Origin of the sequence: Eubacterium sp. 14-2 (assembly GCF_000403845.2) — a bacterium.
In the GTDB taxonomy this organism is placed as follows: domain Bacteria; phylum Bacillota; class Clostridia; order Lachnospirales; family Lachnospiraceae; genus Petralouisia.
On record NZ_KE159567.1, the window covers coordinates 780,508 to 798,631 of the forward strand.

Genomic DNA, 18,124 nt, shown 5'->3' on the forward strand with positions numbered 1-18,124 from the left:
GTCAGGAAGCAAAGGAGGTGACGTTATGATTTCAAAGCAGATGCAGCGGGAAATAGCAGGCAGTTCTGCCATCCGTGCCATGTTTCTGGAAGGAAAAGAGCTGGCCCGGCAGGTGGGCGCGGAAAATGTCTACGACTTCAGCCTTGGAAATCCCATGACGCCTGTACCGGACTGTTATAACCAGGCCATTGTCAGAGCAGTGCAGACAGAAAGTTCCCTGGAGCTTCACGGATATATGGATAATGCAGGTTATCCGGAGACCAGACAGGCAGTTGCCCACAGCCTGAACAGAAGGTTTGGAACAGAATTTGAAAAAGAACATATTGTGATGACGGTCGGCGCCGCAGGCGCCTTGAATGTGGTGCTGAAAACGATTCTGGATGCAGGTGACGAGGTGCTGGCGCTGGCTCCTTATTTTGGAGAGTACCGGGGGTATGCAGCCAATCATCAGGGGATTTTGCGGGAAGTAAAACCGGATATTCCAACCTTTCAGCCGGATTTTGCAGATCTGGAAGCCAAAATCACGGAGAAAACAAAAGCTCTGATTATCAACAATCCGGTAAATCCCACCGGGGTGGTATATTCTGAAGAAACCATCCGGCATATTGCCGCTCTTCTGAATGAAAAGCAGGGAGAATATGGTCATGAGATTTACCTGGTATCAGATGAGCCTTACCGGGAACTGGTTTATGATGGAACAGAGGTTCCTTTTCTGACAAAATACTATGACAATACCTTTGTGACTTATTCTTTCAGCAAATCCCTTTCCATTCCGGGAGAGCGGATTGGCTATATTGCAGTCTGCCCCCGGATGGCTGACCGGGAGCAGGCGGTTCAGGGACTGTCGGTGGCAAATCGGATTCTGGGCTTTGTAAATGCACCGTCGCTGATGCAGAAAGCCCTGATTTCTTCCCTGGACGCCAGGACAGACGTGGATTATTATGACAGGAACCGAAAGCTGATATACGGAAAACTCACCGAACTGGGCTTTACCTGTGTGAAACCTCAGGGGGCCTTTTACCTGTTTATAAAATCTCCGGAGCCGGAGGAACAGAAATTTGTGGAGGCGGCCAAAAAGCATCACATTCTGCTGGTGGGAGGAAAGGCTTTTTCCTGTCCCGGTTATGTGCGTCTTGCCTACTGTGTTTCTTATGAAATGCTGGAACGTTCCCTGCCTGCGTTTGAAAAGCTGGCGGAAGAATACGGGAGGGAGTTAAAATGAAGCCATGGGAAAAAAATGTGCGTAAGGTGGTTCCTTATACACCGGGAGAACAGCCTGACCGCCCCAATATGATAAAACTGAATACCAATGAAAACCCGTACCCGCCTTCTCCTGGAGTGGCCAGGGTATTAAAAGAACTGGACCCGGACAGCCTGCGGAGATATCCGGATCCCGGGGCGGAGGTTCTGGTTCATGCACTGGCAGAATACCTTGGGGTATCAAAACAGCAGGTGTTTGTGGGTGTGGGCTCCGATGATGTGCTGGCCATGAGTTTTCTGACTTTTTTTAACAGCGAAAAACCCATTTTATTCCCGAATATTACTTATTCTTTTTATGATGTGTGGGCGGGACTGTTTCAGATTCCCTTTGAATGTCCGGCGCTGGATAAGGAATTTCGGATCTGCACCGAAGATTATTTCAGAGACTGCGGCGGTATTGTGATACCTAACCCCAATGCCCCTACCGGACTGGAAAAGAGCCTGGAGGAGCTGGAGGAAATCATCAGGAAAAATTCGGAAGTAATTGTGATAATTGATGAAGCATATATTGACTTTGGAGGGACTTCTGCGTTATCATTACTCCCGAAGTATGAAAATCTGCTGGTGGTTCAGACTTTTTCCAAGTCCAGAAGCCTTGCAGGCATGAGAATCGGTTATGCCATTGGAAATGAGAAGCTGATACAATACCTGAATGATGTGAAATATTCCTTCAATTCTTATACCATGAGCGCCGCGGCTCTGGCAGCAGGCGTGGAAGCCGTCAGAGATGATACATATTTCAGAGAAACCCTGCAGAAAATAATCAATACCAGAGAACGGACCAAAAAAGAATTGCACAGGCTGGGATTTTCTTTTCCCGATTCCCGGAGTAATTTTATTTTTGCCACCCATCGTGACTGTCCGGCAGAAGAATTGTATGAAGCCCTGAAACAGGCGGATATATATGTGCGCTATTTCCGAAAACCGGGAATCGACAATTATCTGCGCATTTCCATCGGAACAGAGGAACAGATGGATGAACTGATACGTTTTATGGAACACTATTTAGGAGAGCGTTTATGATTCGAATGATTTTGAAAGGCATTGTCATCGGGATTGCCAATATTATTCCCGGTGTCAGCGGCGGCACCATGGCAGTTTCCATGGGTATTTACGACAAGATGATTCATGCGGCCACCCATCTTTTTTCGGAATTTAAGAAAAGCATGGAAGTGCTGATTCCCATTATTATCGGAGCAGTCATCGGCGTGGTGGCACTGGCACGGATTATTGAAATCATGTTTGAAAAAATTCCCCTGCAGACCAATCTTTTGTTTATCGGCCTGATTGTGGGCGGTCTTCCGGCCATAACCAGGAAAGTAAAAGGCAAAAGTATCCGGCTGGGCCATATACTGTCCTTTCTGGCATTTTTTGCTGTTGTGGCAGGAATGGCAGTTCTGGGCGAACAGGAAGGGGCGGCGGCAGATCTGAGTTTCAGCCTGCTGAATGTGATAAAACTGTTTTTTGTGGGGGTGCTGGCTTCGGCTACCATGGTAATTCCCGGCGTCAGCGGCTCCATGATGCTGATGCTGATTGGATATTACAATCCGGTATTAAGCGAGGTAAACCGTTTTATCGACAACCTGCTGGATTTTAACGTACCGGGGATTCTGGATGGCTGTCTGGTGCTGGTGCCTTTTGGAATCGGCGTTGTTATCGGCATTTTTGCCATTGCCAAAGTCATAGAAATTATATTTGAAAAATTTCCGGAACACGCATACTGGGCGATTATCGGCCTGATTGTGGCTTCTCCCATTGCAATTTTACTGATGAACAGTTTCGGAACCATAAGTCCTGTGACAGTTTTAACAGGAATTGCGGCTCTGGCTGCAGGCATTGTCATTGCCCTGAAACTGGGAGAGGAATAAAGGGAAGGCCGTAAAAGCTGTTGTATACGGAATATGGAATTCAGGCCGCAGGAGGCCGTCTGTATGGTATATAAACTTCATTTTGCGGCATTCTCAGGGAAAATTTCAGTATCAGATTACAGGAAAATACAAAACATATACAGAGGGAAAGCGGGGTGCAGATACCCGGAATGGAATACATACCAGTGATATATCTGGCCTTTGTGAATCTGGCGGGATTTTTCCTGATGGGGCTGGATAAATGGAAAGCAAAACATAAGAAATGGCGGATTTCCGAGAAAACTCTGTTCTTAGCCGCCATTGTCGGAGGCAGTATCGGAACCTGGGCGGGCATGTATGTTTTCCGCCATAAAACCAGGCACTGGTATTTTACGGTGGGAATGCCTCTTATCCTGGTTCTGCAGGCCGGTGCGGTCTGGCTGTTGACTTTTGGAAGATAAAGTAATATCATAAACAGGCGTATGGATGGAAAGTTACCGGTTCCACAGGCGTACAAATCGGATAATTTCATGCTTTTGCAATTATCTGTTACATAAAAAGAGAAAGGAAATGAACCTATGTACTCATTTGATGAAGTGAAGAAAGCAGATCCTCAGGTGGCTCAGGCCATTACAGAAGAAATGGAGCGGCAGAACAGCCACATCGAGCTGATTGCCTCTGAAAACTGGGTCAGCAAAGCTGTGATGGCAGCCATGGGAAGCCCCATGACCAATAAATATGCGGAAGGATATCCGGGCAAACGTTATTATGGCGGCTGTGAATGTGTGGATGTGGTGGAAAATCTTGCCATTGAGCGTGCCAGAGAACTGTTTGGCTGTGAATATGCCAACGTACAGCCCCATTCCGGCGCACAGGCCAATATGGCAGTGCAGTTTGCCATGTTAGAACCGGGAGATACGGTAATGGGAATGAATCTGGATCATGGCGGACATCTGACCCATGGCAGCCCTGTGAATTTTTCCGGCACATATTTCCATATTGTGCCTTACGGCGTCAATGACGAAGGGTTTATTGATTATGATAAAGTAAGAGAAACGGCACTGGAGTGCAGACCGAAACTGATCATAGCAGGAGCCAGCGCCTATGCAAGAACCATTGATTTTAAGCGGTTCCGTGAAATTGCCGACGAGGCAGGCGCATACCTGATGGTGGATATGGCTCATATTGCAGGACTTGTGGCGGCAGGACTTCATCCAAGCCCCATCCCCCATGCCCATGTGGTAACCACCACTACCCACAAAACGCTGCGGGGGCCCCGCGGAGGCATGATTCTGGCCAGCCAGGAAATGGCGGAAAAGTTTAATTTCAACAAGGCTATTTTCCCAGGAACCCAGGGAGGCCCTCTGATGCATGTTATCGCTGCAAAAGCAGTATGTTTTAAAGAGGCGCTGGAGGACAGCTTTAAAGAGTATCAGCAGAATATTGTGAAAAATGCCCAGGCTCTGGCAAAAGGCCTGAAAGACAGAGGAATTAAACTGGTTTCCGACGGAACGGATAACCATCTGATGCTGGTAGACTTAACCCCATATGACCTGACAGGAAAAGCAGTGGAGAAACTGTTGGATTCCGTTCATATCACCAGCAACAAGAATACCATCCCAAATGATCCAAAATCCCCCTTCGTGACAAGCGGTATCCGTCTGGGGACGCCGGCTGTTACATCCAGAGGGTTTACAGAGGCCGATATGGATAAAGTGGCGGAGTGTATTGCTAAGATGATAAAAGAGGGAGAAGCTGCTTCGGAAGAAGTACGCGGAATGGTCAGAGAACTGACAGAGAAATATCCCCTGGAATAAAAGAATTACCGATAAAAAAGAATCCGGCAAAGCCGGATTCTTTTTTATCTTATAGGAAAGACCTTGTCACGCTAAAGCGTGAAAGTATTTTCCTGTTAAGATAAAAATAATTATGCGCACTCGTGCAAATTGTATTATGTCGCTAAAGCGACCGTACTCGGCGCAGCAAACCGTCCAGGTCCCTCATGAGTGAGGGATTCAGGGAGCCCCTGCGGACCTGTCCGCTTTGTTCTCGTATTATGTCCCTTTACTATCACAGGTTTTTCCGATTTATCTGTGTCTGCGCAGACGGAATCTGTGTACGGAAACTTTCAGTTCTTCTGACTGGTTCTGAAGCTCTTTTGCGGAAGCGGCAGACTTTTCTGCTGTGCTCGCATTGGTCTGAACCACGCCGGCAATCTGTTCCATACCTGCCTTTAACTGATGCAGTGACTGAGACTGCTGCATGGCGGAATCTGCAATCTGTTCAATCAGGTCCGTGGCCTGTTTTGCTCCGATTACCACGTCGCCCAGAGCGCTGGTGGTTTCAGCAGTCAGTGAAGTTCCATGTTTTATCATCCGTATGGAGTTTTCAATCAGCTCCGTAATATCTTTTGCGGAGGCAGAGCTTTTATTTGCAAGACTCTGTACTTCCTCTGCCACAACTGCAAATCCTTTCCCGGCTTCTCCGGCCCGTGCAGCTTCCACAGCAGCGTTCAGAGCCAGGATATTGGTCTGGAAAGAAATGTCTTCAATAGTTTTAATGATTCCGCCGATTTCCTGGGAGGCATTGGAGATGTCTTCCATGGCTGCGGTAAGATCTCCCATTTTTTCATTGCTGGCCATCAGAAGAGAAGCAGCTTCTGTGGAGCATTTCTGAGCAGTATCCGCATCGGAAGAAGTGTGGTCCACCTGAGTGGAGAGTTCATGGATACTGGCAGCCAGTTCCTGAACTGCTGAAGCCTGAGCCACAGCTCCGCTGGAAAGAATCTCTGCGTCAGAAGCCATTCGTCTGGATTCTTCCAGTACCTGTTCCGCAGTTATGTTGATACGGGAGAGGGCACTGTTCAGGGAATCCAGAATCTGCCGCATTGCGTTCTGAATGGGCAGGAACTCTCCCCGGTAATCATCGCCGATTACAAGATCCATATTTCCCTCTGCCATTTCAGACAGTTTGGAGTCAATATCATGTATGTACTTTTTCAGTTCACGTTTTGTCTCATGGATGGATTCCACCAGCATGCCGATTTCCGAAGTATTTGATTTCAGAAGAAATTCGGCAGAAAGATTTCCCTGAGAAATCTCGCTCATCTGATCCCGGACTGCAATCACAGGACGCAGAACCCGCCTTTTGGTGATAATCATAATGAGAAGCTGGATAAATGCCACCACAATCAGAGCGGTAATCATGGTAGTCCGTATGAACCGGGATTCCCGGCCCAGAGTTTCCACCTCTGCTTTTGTTCTGCTGTCCAGGTCCGCCAGAAACTGTTCCTTCAGGGCGTTGATCTGAGTAATGGATGCATTGTATTCTTCTCCGTATACATAATCCAATGCTGCCTGCATGTTTCCTGCCTGCACATTTTTCATGGCTTCATCTTCCAGAGGCACCAGTTTGTTGGACAGGTCGGACATGTTGTCAATCATATCCTGTTCTTCAGAAGTGATACCGATTTCCTGCATGGCGGCAACGCCTTTGTCACGGTTTTTCAGAGTATTTACTTCATTCCAGTAATTATCATAATGTTCCTGTTTGCCGGTGGAGGCAAAAGCCCGCACCTCATTGGTCAGATAGGCGGAACCATTCATGAACCGGTTGGCATTGGAAGTCAGTGCGAATCGATTTTCATTGGCCAGGTCAAGTTTTCCGCTGATCTGGCTGTAAGACAGCAGCGAAAAGACCAGAAATAAAAGGGCCAGAATGGAAATACCATTTAAAATAAATGATAATGTGGATTGGTTGATGGATTTTTTCATTTAATCATTCCTCCTGATGGTTGTACATCGGTTGTTTCTTCACCTGAAAAATGATTAAAAGTTCACAACGGTCCAAAGGCTGTACCGGGTACGGAGGAACCGCCGCAAAGGTTCATTTATCAAAAGTGAAAAGCCATACCTAATTGAACTTCTGATGCTCAATAAATATACTATAAGTTTACAGAAATCAGCGGCAAATTTCAAGTCATAAATTGCCGGAAATTAAAAAGAAAATATTGGTTGCTGTCAGGATGCGGCGAACTGCTGTATCAAAAGCTGCCGGCAGGGAAAATTCTTCTTCATTTAAGAAAATATTAATAAATTTTATTAGGATTTATCACCATTTTATGATAAGATGTTTACTGGACAACAGGCGGAATGATACATATTTTACCGGACCTCCTGTGGTTCGGCAGACATTACCGGTTAAGTAATAGGAGGAAAAACATGAACAAAAAGAAAGTGGGTATTATTGTTGCAGCAGTTGTGGCAATCACGGCAGCCGCAGGGGGAGGAGCCTGGTATTTTCTGAAAGGGAATACCGGTGCAGGAAACAGTGCGGATAAAGTATATGTGGAATCCGTAGCATCCCTGACGTCTGTGGGGGCCGGGAGCCAGAATCGCTATACCGGCGTAGTGGAAGCACAGGAGACCTGGAAAGTAAATAAAGACGGGGAAAAAGAAATAAAAGAAGTTTTTGTAAAAGAAGGCGACATGGTGGAAGAAGGAAGCCCTCTGTTTGAATATGATATGGAAGAAGCTGAGGGGGAAATTCAGCAGGCGGAGCTGGATCTGGAGGGAATGCAGAATGACATTACCAACCTGCAGAGCCAGATTAATCAGCTGTCCCGTGAGAAAAACGCAGCGCCGGAAGAAGACAAATTTGAGTATACAGCGGAGATTCAGGAGAAACAGAACAGCATCAAGCAGACAGAATACAACATTCAAAGTAAAAAAGCAGAAATTGAAAAGAAAAAAGAATCCATAGAGAAAGCAGTGATTACCAGCAAGATTGCAGGAGTGGTAAAATCCATCAATGAATCAGGCACAGACGCCATGGGAGAATCCGCTGCCTACATGACGGTGCTTGCATCAGGAGATTACCGGGTGAAAGGAACAGTCAGTGAAACCAATGTACAGAACCTTTCCGTGGAGCAGTCAGTAATTCTTCGTTCCAGAATTGATGAAAACCAGACCTGGTCAGGGAAAATTACCAAAATTGACACTCAGAATGAAGCAGGAGACGGGGATGACAGTCAGGATTATATGATGGGGAGCGACAGCGGGGTGGAAAAAGCCACCAAATATCCTTTTTATGTATCACTGGATTCCACAGAAGGACTCATGATGGGGCAGCACCTGTTTATTGAACTGGATGAAGGGCAGTCAGAGCAGAAAGAGGGTATCTGGCTGTTTGAAGGTTATATTGTGCAGGAAGAAGGAAAGACCTGGGTGTGGGCGGACAATGGAAAAAACCGTCTGGAAAAACGTGATGTGGAACTGGGAGAATACGACGAAAATCTGGGAGAATATCAGATTGTGTCGGGACTTACCCAGGAAGACGCCATTGCATTTCCCATGGAAGGACTGTATGAAGGGGTAACTACTGTTACAGATCCCGCAGAAGTGGATTATACCTCTCCTCTGTACAATCCGGAAGGAGAAGACGGAGAAATGACCGAAGATGGTGAAATGACCGAAGATGGAAAAATGATGGATGACGGATTCCTGATGGATAACATGACCGAAGACGGAACAGCTCCGGAGGAACTGACGGAAGACGGAATGGAAGATTCATCAGAAGAAGGTTCCGGGGACACAGGAGAAGGCGATTCGGACGAAGATTCCGGAGAAGATGACGGCAGTGATTCCGGAGAAGATGCGGACGGCGGCTCAGAAGACGGGGACCAGGAGGAATAACAGAAACCGGAGGGAAAAACAGAAATGATATTGGATTTGCAGAACATATTTAAAGATTATCAGCAGGATAAGCTGGTGGTTCCGGTACTGAAAGACATATCCCTTCAGGTGGAAGAAGGGGAATATGTGGCCATTATGGGGCCTTCCGGTTCCGGAAAAACCACGTTGATGAATATTATCGGCTGCCTGGACCGACCTACTTCAGGAGCCTATCAGCTTGCGGGAGAAGATGTACTGAAATGTAAGGACAGAGAAATGTCAGACCTGCGGCTGCGCAGCATTGGATTTGTGTTTCAGAGTTTTCACCTTCTTTCCAGACAGAGTGCTCTGGACAACGTTGCGCTGCCCTTAAGCTACGCGGGCATTAAGAAGAAAGAACGGAAGGAGCGGGCAGTCCGGGCGCTGGAGAGAGTAGGACTGGGAGATCGTGTGACGTTTAAGTCCACCCAGTTGTCCGGCGGTCAGAAACAGCGTGTGGCAATTGCCAGAGCCATGGTAAACAGTCCCAAAATTCTTCTGGCAGACGAGCCCACAGGAGCGCTGGACTCCAAATCAGGAGAACAGATTATGGAGCTGTTTCAGAAACTGAACGAGGAAGGGGTGACCATCGTGATGATTACCCATGACAGAAATATTGCCTCCAGGGCGAAACGAATTGTACACATTATTGATGGAATGATTACGGAAGAAAGCGGCAGGGAGGGAGAGAATGCATAAAAAAGGAATTATTATTACTGTGATATCTCTTGGTGTTGTGGGAATTGGAGTCTTTGCCGGAATAAAAGTATATCAGAATTATCAGAGAGGCAACACTACAGCAGAGGTACAGTATGTGTCAGACCTCAGTTCCTACTATTACGGAGAGGAAACCAGCAGTTCCGGAATGGTAACCAACGACCAGTCCCAGGATGTCTATGCGCTGGATGAGAAAACCATTTCAGAAGTGCATGTAGAAGAGGGACAGACCGTTTCTGTGGGAGATCCCCTGATTTCTTATGACATGACCATGTCCAATCTGGAACTGGAAATGAAAGAACTGGACGTTTCTACGATAAACAGCAGGCTGGAGGGGGCAAAAAAGCAGCTGGAGCGTCTGAAGAATACCACGCCCATTGCTCCGAGGCCGGAAGAGCCGGATATTCCGGAACCTGAGCCGGAGCCGGAACCTGAGCCGGAACCGGCGCTGCCTCCGGAAAAAACCGGGGAAGCCTATAATTATATTACCAGTGCATCCAAACCAACCAAAGGAAAAGGCACAGAAGAAAAGCCTTATATTTATCTGTGTATGCCGGACTGTTATGTGCTGGGAGAATTTATCAACAGCCTTTCGGAAGATGAAGATGAACCTGTTTATGTGAGCCTGGAAATACATAAAAAAAATGTATTGACGGGAAAGCTGATCAGTTCCTGGGAAATCAGCGGTGACAGCGGATTTCCTCAGATGGCGGATGATTCCAAATGGTCGGTAAAAACAAAATCCCAGATTACGGATGAAGATACAGAATTGCCGGAAGAGCCGGAAGAACCGGAAATTCCGGAAGAATCTGAGGAGCCGGAAGAACCGGAAATTCCGGAAGGATACACAGCAGAAGAACTGGCAGAAAGAATCCGGGAAAAGGAAGAGGAAATCCGTGACCTGGATCTGAGCAGAAGAAAAGAAGAACTGGAGCTGGAACAGATGAAAAAAGTTTCCGGCGACGGTGTGGTAAAAGCCACGGTAAATGGCATTGTCAAAGACCTGGGGGATAAGGATGACCCGCCTAAGGATGAACCGTTTCTTACGGTGGCAGGTTCTGAGGGACTGTATGTAAGCGGTTCTCTCAGCGAACTGCAGCTTGGTGAGGTAAAAGTGGGGCAGGTAATTTATGCCAGTTCCTGGGAAAGCGGCAGGAGCTTTGAAGCCAGAATTACGGAGATTTCCAGTTACCCCCAGGAGAACAGCAACGCCTACGGGGAGGGGAACCCAAATGTGTCCTATTATCCCTACACCGCTTATATTGAAGACACGGAAGGGCTGCGCAACGGAGAGTATGTGGATCTGACCATGTCGAATACGCAGGAAACAGACGGTATTTACCTGGATAAGGCTTTTGTGCGGGAAGAAGATGGTAAGAAGTATGTGCTGAAAGCGGATGAAAATAATCGTCTGGTGAAACAGTATGTAAAAACCGGAAAAACTATCTGGGGCCAGTCTGTGGAGATTCTGTCAGGATTGTCAAAAAGTGACAGAATTGCATTTCCATATGGAAAAACCGCAAAGGAAGGCATCAAAGTTGAAGGCAGTGAATAGTCAGAGCGGACATAGAATGAAGGAGAAAAACAGATGTTAGAAAATATCAGACTGTCCTTTCAGGGACTGTGGTCGCATAAAATGCGTTCCTTTCTTACCATGCTGGGCATTATTATTGGTATTGCGGCAATTATTGCCATTGTGTCCACCATCAAGGGGACCAATGAGCAGATTAAGGAGAACTTAATCGGTTCCGGGGATAATACAGTAAATGTAAGGCTTTATCAGGGTGATAACAGTTATGAAATAGATTATTACGGCGTACCGGACGGTGTGCCGGTCATTTCAGAAGAAACACGGGAAAAAATGCTGGAACTGGACCATGTGGAAGATGTCGCCCTGTACACTTCAAGGGAAACTTACCAGGCAGTGTATTATCAGAATACCGCCATGTCCGGAGGAAAAATCTGTGGCATTGACAGGCATTATCTGGATACCTGCAACTATATTATCAAACAGGGCCGGGGATTCTGCGAGTCTGATTATAGTAAATTCCGCAAAGTGGTATTGCTGGATGAAAATTCTGCTGAAACTCTGTTTCAGGGCACGGATCCTGTGGGAAAAACAGTGGAAATTCAGAAAGAGCCTTTTACAGTAATCGGAGTGATTGCGAAGTCCACCAGATTCGAGCCGGTCATCAACAGCATTGAGGAATATTATACCTATGCGGAATCCAGCAGCGGTGCAGTGTATGTACCGGATACTGCCTGGCCTGTACTGTACGGGTATGACGAGCCTCAGTCGGTTATCCTGAAGCTGGACAGTGTGGACAATATGACAGTTGCGGGAAAAGATGCTTCCAATATTCTGAATACCGGTTTGAATGCAACCGATGAAACGTTAAAATACAAGGCTGACGATTTGCTGAAACAGGCGGAAGATATTCAGAAACTCAGCCAGTCCACCAATACCATGTTAATCTGGATTGCAGGAATTTCTCTGCTGGTAGGCGGTATCGGCGTTATGAATATCATGCTGGTGTCTGTTACGGAGCGTACACAGGAAATTGGCCTGAAGAAAGCGATTGGGGCCAGAAAAGGTAAGATTCTGGGGCAGTTTCTGACAGAAGCGGCAGTGCTTACCAGCCTGGGAGGCCTGATCGGGGTCATTGTGGGAATTATCCTGGCAGAGGTTATTTCAAGAATAACCAGTACGCTGGTGGCTATCAGTGTTCCGGCGTCAGTTCTGGCAGTTATATTTTCCATGGCCATCGGGATTATTTTCGGACTGCTTCCATCATACAAAGCAGCCAATCTGAATCCCATTGACGCCCTTCGTCATGAATAAAATTCACAGTTATTAAAATTTCAGGTGTGCCATATTGATGTGGCACATCTTTTTCCGGAAAAAGTCAGGCTCTTCCGGAAAAAGTGTACCGGGAGGAAACAGAGGAGATGAACCGGCTGTTGAAACAGCGGAAGGAAAAAAGAGATCTGGAGGGAAAAAAGTGATTAAATTGGAGCATGTTACCAAAGATTATGGAAATAAAAAGGGTGTGTTTGATCTTTCTTTTTCTGTTCCGCAGGGAGAAGTGTTCGGGTACCTGGGGCCCAACGGGGCGGGAAAAACCACTACTATCCGCCAGCTTATGGGATTTATCCGGCCGGATGGGGGAAACTGCCAGATGATGGGAAAGGAATGTTTCAGACAGGCCTGGGAAATTCAGCAGCGAACCGGATATCTTGCGGGAGAACTGGCTTTTCCGGAAGATATGACCGGGCTGGGATTTCTGAAATTTATGGCGGATCTGAAAGGAATGAAAGACCGGAAGGTGATGAAAGATCTGATGGAACGGTTTGAGCTGAATCCCCAGGGGAAGATAAAGAAAATGTCCAGAGGCATGAAGCAGAAAGTGGGAATTATAAATGCGTTTATGCATGGCCCGGAGATTGTGATTCTGGATGAGCCTACCAGCGGACTGGATCCCCTGATGCAGAATACGTTTGTGGAACTGATTCTGGAGGAAAAGAAGAAAGGGACTACCATACTGATGTCCTCCCATATTTTTGAGGAAATCGAAAAAACCTGCGACCGGACAGCCATTATCCGTTCCGGCCGGATTGCCGCAGTGGAAAATATGAAAGATCTGACAGGAAAGCGAAAGAAAATATATCTGGTGACGCTGGAGCAGAAGGAGGACGCAGAAAGGTTCCTGAGGGAGCCGGGAATTCAGAAATGGAGTCATCCGGGAACCAGAGAAACACTTCTTCCGAATCAGGCGGAGTTTACCATATCCGGCAGTCTGCCGGATGCGCTGATCACCATTGCTTCTTATGGAGTAAAAGACCTGGAAGCCAGAAACCAGAGCCTGGAAGAACTGTTTTTGCAGTATTATGAAGAAGATGTTTCACAGAAGAAAGGAAGGTGGGAAAAATGATATCAGTGCCTTTGCTTAAAAGAAATATCAGAGTCTGCCTTATGCCTTTTCTGGTGATTTTTGCAGTGCTCTGTCTGTACACCACAGTAATTGTTTATATGTATAACCCGGAACTTTCCGAAATGCTGAGCGGATATCAGCAGGCGCTGCCGGAGATGATGGCGGCTGTGGGCATGACGGGAATTGCCTCTGACCTGCTGGAATGGATACAGATTTACCTGTATGGATTTATCATGCTGCTGTTTCCCCTGATTTTTATTCTGATTATGGTACAGAAACTGCTGATGAGTCAGATAGAATCCAAAACCCTGGCAAATCTTCTGGCCACTCCCAATTCCAGGAAAAAAATCATCCTTACCCAGATTTGCTCCATGGTATTGTGGATGGTATTGCTGCACGTTCTGATAACAGCAGTGGGGGTGGCAGGCTGTGAAATTATGTTTCCGGGAGAACTGGATACGGGCAGATATCTGGCACTGAATTTCAGCACCCTGCTATTGCAGACTGCAGTGACAGGAATTGTCTTTTTTGCAGCCTGCTGCGTCAGTGAAAGTAAGGCTTACTACCTGACAGGGGCCGGGATACCGGTGCTGTTTTTCCTGTTCCGGATGATTTCCAATATGGGAGAAAAACTGGAAAAGCTGAAGTACGCAACCATTTATTCCCTGCTGCCTGCAGAAGAAATTCTGAAGGAAAATATGGTTTTTCCCATTCAGAATGGGGTTCTTCTGGGAATTGCCGCAGGGTTGTTTGCAGTGGGAGCCATAAGGTTCTGTCGGCGGGATATCTCCCTGTAAAGCAAAACAGCCCGTTATCTGCGGCTGGTTACTGCTGGCATTCCGTTAAATCGGTTTTGCAGTTTTCCAGCCTGGTCATGTCAGAAAATTCTTTCCGCACCACAAAGATACTGATAAAAAATGCGGCGGTGTCCGCTGCCGGTGCGGAAAATAAAATGCCGTCCAGTCCCCAGAACAGCGGGAAAATCAGAATCAGCGGAATCAGCAGAAGCACCTGTCTGGACAGAGACAGCAATATGCCTTTCATGGGTTTTCCAATGGCGGAAAAGAAGCTGGCGGACAACATCTGCACATTGTTTATAATCACCATCATCAGGAAGATCCGCATGAAACGTATCGTAAATTCCATGTACAGCTTTTCGCCGGAGCCGAACAGCGAAATGATGTACTGGGGAAAAAACTGGAAAACAATAAAAGAAAGTACCGACATAACAAAAGAGCATTTGATTTCCAGTTTATAAAGGGCTTTTACCCGGTCGTACTGCTTCGCACCGTAGTTGAAGCCCAGAATGGGCTGGGAACCCTGGGCAAGGCCTACCAGTACGCCGATGACAATGGAATTGACTTTCATGACAATGCCTGCGCCGGAAAGGGGAATATCCGGGCCATAGACAGACTGTGTGCCATAATGAGTCAGGGAATTATTCAGCACAATCTGCAGCAGGGTGATAGCCAGCTGGTTCAGGCTGTTGCTGATGCCAAGGGAGGCAATCGCCGCGCAGTTCTGAGGAGAAAGGCTGAAAAAATCCATGCCCAGGGTAACGGTCTGAAAGTGAAATAAATACCTGAGGGCAATCAGGAAGGAAATAACCTGAGAGATTGCAGTGGCCCAGGCTGCGCCTGCTACGCCCATATGAAATCCGAAAATAAAAACGGGGTCCAGAATGGTGTTTACCACTGCGCCCACTACCATGCAGATCATGGAATATCCGGGGCTCCCGTCAGCACGGATAATATTGCTCAGCACATTGGTGAGCAGCAGAAACGGAATCCCCATACCGGTGATTTTCACATAGCTGTAGGCGTAAGGCATAACCGTTTCCGTGGCGCCGAAGGCATAAAGCATCGGAGTGGTAAAAATTTCTGTCGCCAGGCAGATGACAAGTCCGAAAGCGGCCGCCATCCAGAACATGTTTCCCACACATTGCCGGGCTTCTTTTACATTGCCGGCGCCCAGTTCCAGGGAAAACTTTGCCGCGCCGCCCACTCCCACCAGAAGGGCAGCGGCCAGACAGATGGTGGTAATCGGAAAGGCCACGTTGGTGGCCGCATTTCCAAGATATCCCACGCCCTGTCCGATAAATATCTGGTCTACAATGTTGTACAGAGAGCTGACCACCATGGCAATAATGGAGGGAATGGCAAACTGCCTCAGCAGCACAGGTATTTTCTGGTATCCAAGAGGATTTTCTTTCATTTGTATCTGACCTTCTTTCTTTTTGCGGCTCAGGTGCAGAAGCACCCGAATCGTGTTTTAAAATAGTTTCACCTGTAAATTTTAGTTCTATATTCCTGTATTTGTCAATTGATTGTTTACAATTATGTGGGTAAAAGTTGTAATTTTATGGGAAATCCGCTATACTAATGGGAAAGCTCAGTAGATGAAGGAGGAAATCATGATTGATTTAAAATTTTTAAGAGAAAATCCGGAAACAGTGAAACAGAATATCCGGAACAAATTTCAGGACAGCAAACTGCCGTTGGTGGATGAAGTCATAGAGCTGGATGTTCAGGCCAGAAAGACCCAGCAGGAGGCAGATGCCCTCCGGGCAGAGCGTAAAAAGCTCTCCAGACAGATAGGGGCTCTGATGGGCCAGGGGAAGAAGGAAGAAGCGGAAGAAGTGAAAGCTCAGGTAAATAAAGGAGCAGAGCGTCTTGCTGAACTGGAAAAAATGGAAGGGGAACTGCAGGAAAAAGTAACGAAAATTATGATGACCATTCCGAATATCATAGATCCTTCCGTACCCATTGGCAGAGACGACAGCGAAAATGTGGAAGTGGAGAAATACGGAGAGCCGGTAACACCGGATTTTGAAATTCCCTATCATGGGGAAATTATGGAAAGATTTCAGGGCCTTGATCTTGACAGCGCCAGAAAGGTGGCCGGCAACGGTTTTTACTATCTGATGGGAGATATTGCCAGACTGCATTCCGCGGTAATTTCCTACGCAAGAGACTTTATGATCAGCAGAGGCTTTACCTACTGTGTGCCGCCTTTTATGATTCGCAGCAATGTGGTAACCGGCGTTATGAGTTTTGCGGAAATGGACGCCATGATGTACAAGATTGAAGGAGAAGACCTGTATCTGATTGGAACCAGTGAGCATTCCATGATTGGAAAATTCATTGACACCATTTTAAACGAGGAGCAGCTTCCCCAGACTCTGACCAGCTATTCCCCCTGTTTCCGCAAGGAAAAGGGAGCGCACGGCATTGAAGAGAGAGGGGTATACCGTATTCATCAGTTTGAAAAGCAGGAGATGATTGTGGTCTGCAAACCGGAAGAATCCCCCATGTGGTTTGACAGGCTGTGGCAGAATACCGTGGATCTGTTCCGGTCTCTGGATATTCCGGTGCGTACGCTGGAGTGCTGTTCCGGCGACCTGGCAGACCTGAAGGTGAAATCTGTTGACGTGGAAGCCTGGTCTCCCCGACAGCAGAAATATTTTGAGGTGGGAAGCTGTTCCAATCTTGGAGACGCTCAGGCCCGGAGGCTGAAAATCCGCGTGAACGGCAAAGAAGGCAAGTATTTTGCCCATACTCTCAACAACACGGTGGTGGCTCCTCCCCGTATGCTGATTGCATTTCTGGAAAATAATTTATGTGAGGACGGAAGCGTGAAGATACCGGAAGCGCTGCGTCCTTATATGGGCGGCCAGGATAAAATTGTTCCGCCGGAAAAATCATGAAGAAAAAGTATATTTGGGCCGGAATCGGAGCTTCGGTTCTTCTGATGTTATTGTGTCTTGCAATCTGGGCAGCGCCTCTGATTCAGACAGCTTTTCTGCTGGGTGACGTATCAGAATTTGAGTATGAGCTGTCGGTGGATCTGGAGGAAAAAAATCTCACAGAACAGCAGAAGCAGCTTGTGGATATCTTGTCTCTGATTCTGACCGGAGGAGAAAATTCCGCTCTGTCCTGGGAGATAGACGGAAGGGTATCGGATGGAACAGCATTTGGACAGATTTACTGTAAGGGCAGGAAGGAGCCTGTGACAGAGGTATACTTTCAGCAGGAAGAAGGATACCTCAATGTGGAAATGCTGTATAATACAATCCGGGATAATGTACTTGAGCAGCATCCTCTGCTGGGCAGAGCAGTGCCGGAATGGGGGTATGGCGCCTTTCTTTCCACCGCACAGGTGGAAGAAATGTTCCATGTGGATCTGAAAGACCTGTTTCAGTCAGAAGAACTGACGGAAAATCAGAAAAACAGCCCTCTGGAGCTGTTTCGTATCTTCCTGGGAATGAAACGGAAAAGAGGGGCGGACGGACAGCGGCAGTTTGAAATAGAGCTGGAAAATTACCGGATTCTGCTGGAACCCGGAAAAGAGAAAGACCGGCCTGCTGTCAGGGTGAAGGCTTCTGACCAGTCAGAAGGACAGGCAGCGGCAGTTTACAACGGTAAATTTGTATTTGGAGATACGGAGAAAGTCACGGTGCCGGATGACCGGATGACTGACCGGGATGTTCAGCAGTATGCAAGGCTGTGGGAGGGAATCAGCAGCATACAGGAACTGTTTCAGTGAACCAGTGCTACGTTTAGCATACTGCGTATGCTCTGACGCACCGCAAATGGCGCAGCAAAGTGCCCAGGTCCCTCATGAGTGAGGGATTCAGGGAGTTGAAGCGGACCTGTCC

General features: G+C 47.2%; 15 protein-coding genes. 13 read left to right on the plus strand and 2 right to left on the minus strand.

Translation table 11 applies throughout. The annotated features are described in order from the left end of the window. Positions 1–25 precede the first annotated feature (25 nt). The 5 genes from C805_RS10780 to glyA all read left to right on the plus strand — a co-directional run bounded on the left by C805_RS10780 (position 26) and on the right by glyA (position 4,924). The gene (locus tag C805_RS10780; RefSeq protein WP_016213861.1) at positions 26–1,222 is read left to right on the plus strand and encodes a pyridoxal phosphate-dependent aminotransferase; all 1,197 of its coding nucleotides are present in this window, start codon (positions 26–28) and stop codon (positions 1,220–1,222) included. After that, the gene (hisC, locus tag C805_RS10785; protein WP_016213862.1) at positions 1,219–2,283 is read left to right on the plus strand and encodes a histidinol-phosphate transaminase; all 1,065 of its coding nucleotides are present in this window, start codon (positions 1,219–1,221) and stop codon (positions 2,281–2,283) included. Before C805_RS10780 ends, hisC begins: the two co-directional genes overlap by 4 nt. Further along, positions 2,280–3,128, plus strand: coding sequence for a DUF368 domain-containing protein (locus C805_RS10790; RefSeq protein ID WP_016213863.1), 849 nt, complete (start codon positions 2,280–2,282; stop codon positions 3,126–3,128). Before hisC ends, C805_RS10790 begins: the two co-directional genes overlap by 4 nt. 170 nt (positions 3,129–3,298) lie before the next feature. Next, positions 3,299–3,568: a DUF1294 domain-containing protein gene (locus tag C805_RS10795; protein WP_022750965.1), complete on the plus strand. Its 270-nt coding sequence runs from the start codon at positions 3,299–3,301 to the stop codon at positions 3,566–3,568. Between the two features lie 117 nt (positions 3,569–3,685). Further along, complete coding sequence (gene glyA / locus C805_RS10800; protein WP_016213865.1) at positions 3,686–4,924, plus strand: serine hydroxymethyltransferase; 1,239 nt, start codon at positions 3,686–3,688, stop codon at positions 4,922–4,924. A gap of 270 nt (positions 4,925–5,194) precedes the next feature. Here the strand turns inward: glyA and C805_RS10805 are convergent, their stop codons facing one another. Beyond that, positions 5,195–6,880: a methyl-accepting chemotaxis protein gene (locus C805_RS10805; RefSeq protein WP_016213866.1), complete on the minus strand. Its 1,686-nt coding sequence runs from the start codon at positions 6,878–6,880 to the stop codon at positions 5,195–5,197. A 447-nt stretch (positions 6,881–7,327) separates the two neighbouring features. Between C805_RS10805 and C805_RS10810 the strand changes: the two genes are divergently transcribed. From C805_RS10810 to C805_RS10835, 6 genes are all read left to right on the plus strand, one after another. Continuing rightward, positions 7,328–8,800 (plus strand): efflux RND transporter periplasmic adaptor subunit, encoded by a 1,473-nt coding sequence (locus C805_RS10810; RefSeq protein ID WP_016213867.1) that lies wholly within the window; start codon positions 7,328–7,330, stop codon positions 8,798–8,800. 24 nt (positions 8,801–8,824) lie between these two features. Next, positions 8,825–9,517, plus strand: coding sequence for an ABC transporter ATP-binding protein (locus tag C805_RS10815; protein ID WP_016213868.1), 693 nt, complete (start codon positions 8,825–8,827; stop codon positions 9,515–9,517). Further along, the gene (locus C805_RS26645; RefSeq protein WP_016213869.1) at positions 9,510–11,090 is read left to right on the plus strand and encodes a hypothetical protein; all 1,581 of its coding nucleotides are present in this window, start codon (positions 9,510–9,512) and stop codon (positions 11,088–11,090) included. Before C805_RS10815 ends, C805_RS26645 begins: the two co-directional genes overlap by 8 nt. Positions 11,091–11,123: 33 nt before the next feature. Continuing rightward, positions 11,124–12,377 carry an ABC transporter permease gene (locus C805_RS10825; RefSeq protein WP_016213870.1) on the plus strand — a complete coding sequence of 418 codons (1,254 nt, stop codon included), beginning with the start codon at positions 11,124–11,126 and terminating at the stop codon, positions 12,375–12,377. A gap of 160 nt (positions 12,378–12,537) precedes the next feature. Next, positions 12,538–13,467 carry an ABC transporter ATP-binding protein gene (locus tag C805_RS10830; RefSeq protein WP_016213871.1) on the plus strand — a complete coding sequence of 310 codons (930 nt, stop codon included), beginning with the start codon at positions 12,538–12,540 and terminating at the stop codon, positions 13,465–13,467. Then, on the plus strand, positions 13,464–14,264 hold the full coding sequence (locus tag C805_RS10835) for an ABC transporter permease subunit (protein WP_016213872.1): 801 nt from the start codon (positions 13,464–13,466) through the stop codon (positions 14,262–14,264). Before C805_RS10830 ends, C805_RS10835 begins: the two co-directional genes overlap by 4 nt. Positions 14,265–14,292: 28 nt before the next feature. On the opposite strand, the gene C805_RS10840 is transcribed toward C805_RS10835, so the two are convergent. Continuing rightward, a complete protein-coding gene (locus tag C805_RS10840) occupies positions 14,293–15,681 on the minus strand; it encodes an MATE family efflux transporter (protein WP_016213873.1) in 1,389 nt (462 codons plus the stop codon). Positions 15,682–15,880: 199 nt separating this feature from the next. On the opposite strand from C805_RS10840, the gene serS reads away from it, so the two are divergent. Together serS and C805_RS10850 are read left to right on the plus strand one after the other, a co-directional pair. Further along, entirely contained in the window at positions 15,881–17,173 is a 1,293-nt protein-coding gene (serS, locus tag C805_RS10845; RefSeq protein WP_016213874.1) for a serine--tRNA ligase, read from the plus strand. After that, positions 17,170–18,012, plus strand: coding sequence for a hypothetical protein (locus C805_RS10850; RefSeq protein ID WP_016213875.1), 843 nt, complete (start codon positions 17,170–17,172; stop codon positions 18,010–18,012). Before serS ends, C805_RS10850 begins: the two co-directional genes overlap by 4 nt. The last annotated feature ends 112 nt before the right edge of the window (positions 18,013–18,124 follow it).

Bases quoted from the DNA above. Each gene is read 5' to 3' on its own strand.
- C805_RS10780 (WP_016213861.1), top strand. From the start codon at position 26: ATGATTTCAAAGCAGATGCAGCGGGAAATAGCAGGCAGTTCTGCCATC.
- hisC (WP_016213862.1), top strand. From the start codon at position 1,219: ATGAAGCCATGGGAAAAAAATGTGCGTAAGGTGGTTCCTTATACACCG.
- C805_RS10790 (WP_016213863.1), top strand. From the start codon at position 2,280: ATGATTCGAATGATTTTGAAAGGCATTGTCATCGGGATTGCCAATATT.
- C805_RS10795 (WP_022750965.1), top strand. From the start codon at position 3,299: ATGGAATACATACCAGTGATATATCTGGCCTTTGTGAATCTGGCGGGA.
- glyA (WP_016213865.1), top strand. From the start codon at position 3,686: ATGTACTCATTTGATGAAGTGAAGAAAGCAGATCCTCAGGTGGCTCAG.
- C805_RS10805 (WP_016213866.1), bottom strand. From the start codon at position 6,880: ATGAAAAAATCCATCAACCAATCCACATTATCATTTATTTTAAATGGT.
- C805_RS10810 (WP_016213867.1), top strand. From the start codon at position 7,328: ATGAACAAAAAGAAAGTGGGTATTATTGTTGCAGCAGTTGTGGCAATC.
- C805_RS10815 (WP_016213868.1), top strand. From the start codon at position 8,825: ATGATATTGGATTTGCAGAACATATTTAAAGATTATCAGCAGGATAAG.
- C805_RS26645 (WP_016213869.1), top strand. From the start codon at position 9,510: ATGCATAAAAAAGGAATTATTATTACTGTGATATCTCTTGGTGTTGTG.
- C805_RS10825 (WP_016213870.1), top strand. From the start codon at position 11,124: ATGTTAGAAAATATCAGACTGTCCTTTCAGGGACTGTGGTCGCATAAA.
- C805_RS10835 (WP_016213872.1), top strand. From the start codon at position 13,464: ATGATATCAGTGCCTTTGCTTAAAAGAAATATCAGAGTCTGCCTTATG.
- C805_RS10840 (WP_016213873.1), bottom strand. From the start codon at position 15,681: ATGAAAGAAAATCCTCTTGGATACCAGAAAATACCTGTGCTGCTGAGG.
- serS (WP_016213874.1), top strand. From the start codon at position 15,881: ATGATTGATTTAAAATTTTTAAGAGAAAATCCGGAAACAGTGAAACAG.
- C805_RS10850 (WP_016213875.1), top strand. From the start codon at position 17,170: ATGAAGAAAAAGTATATTTGGGCCGGAATCGGAGCTTCGGTTCTTCTG.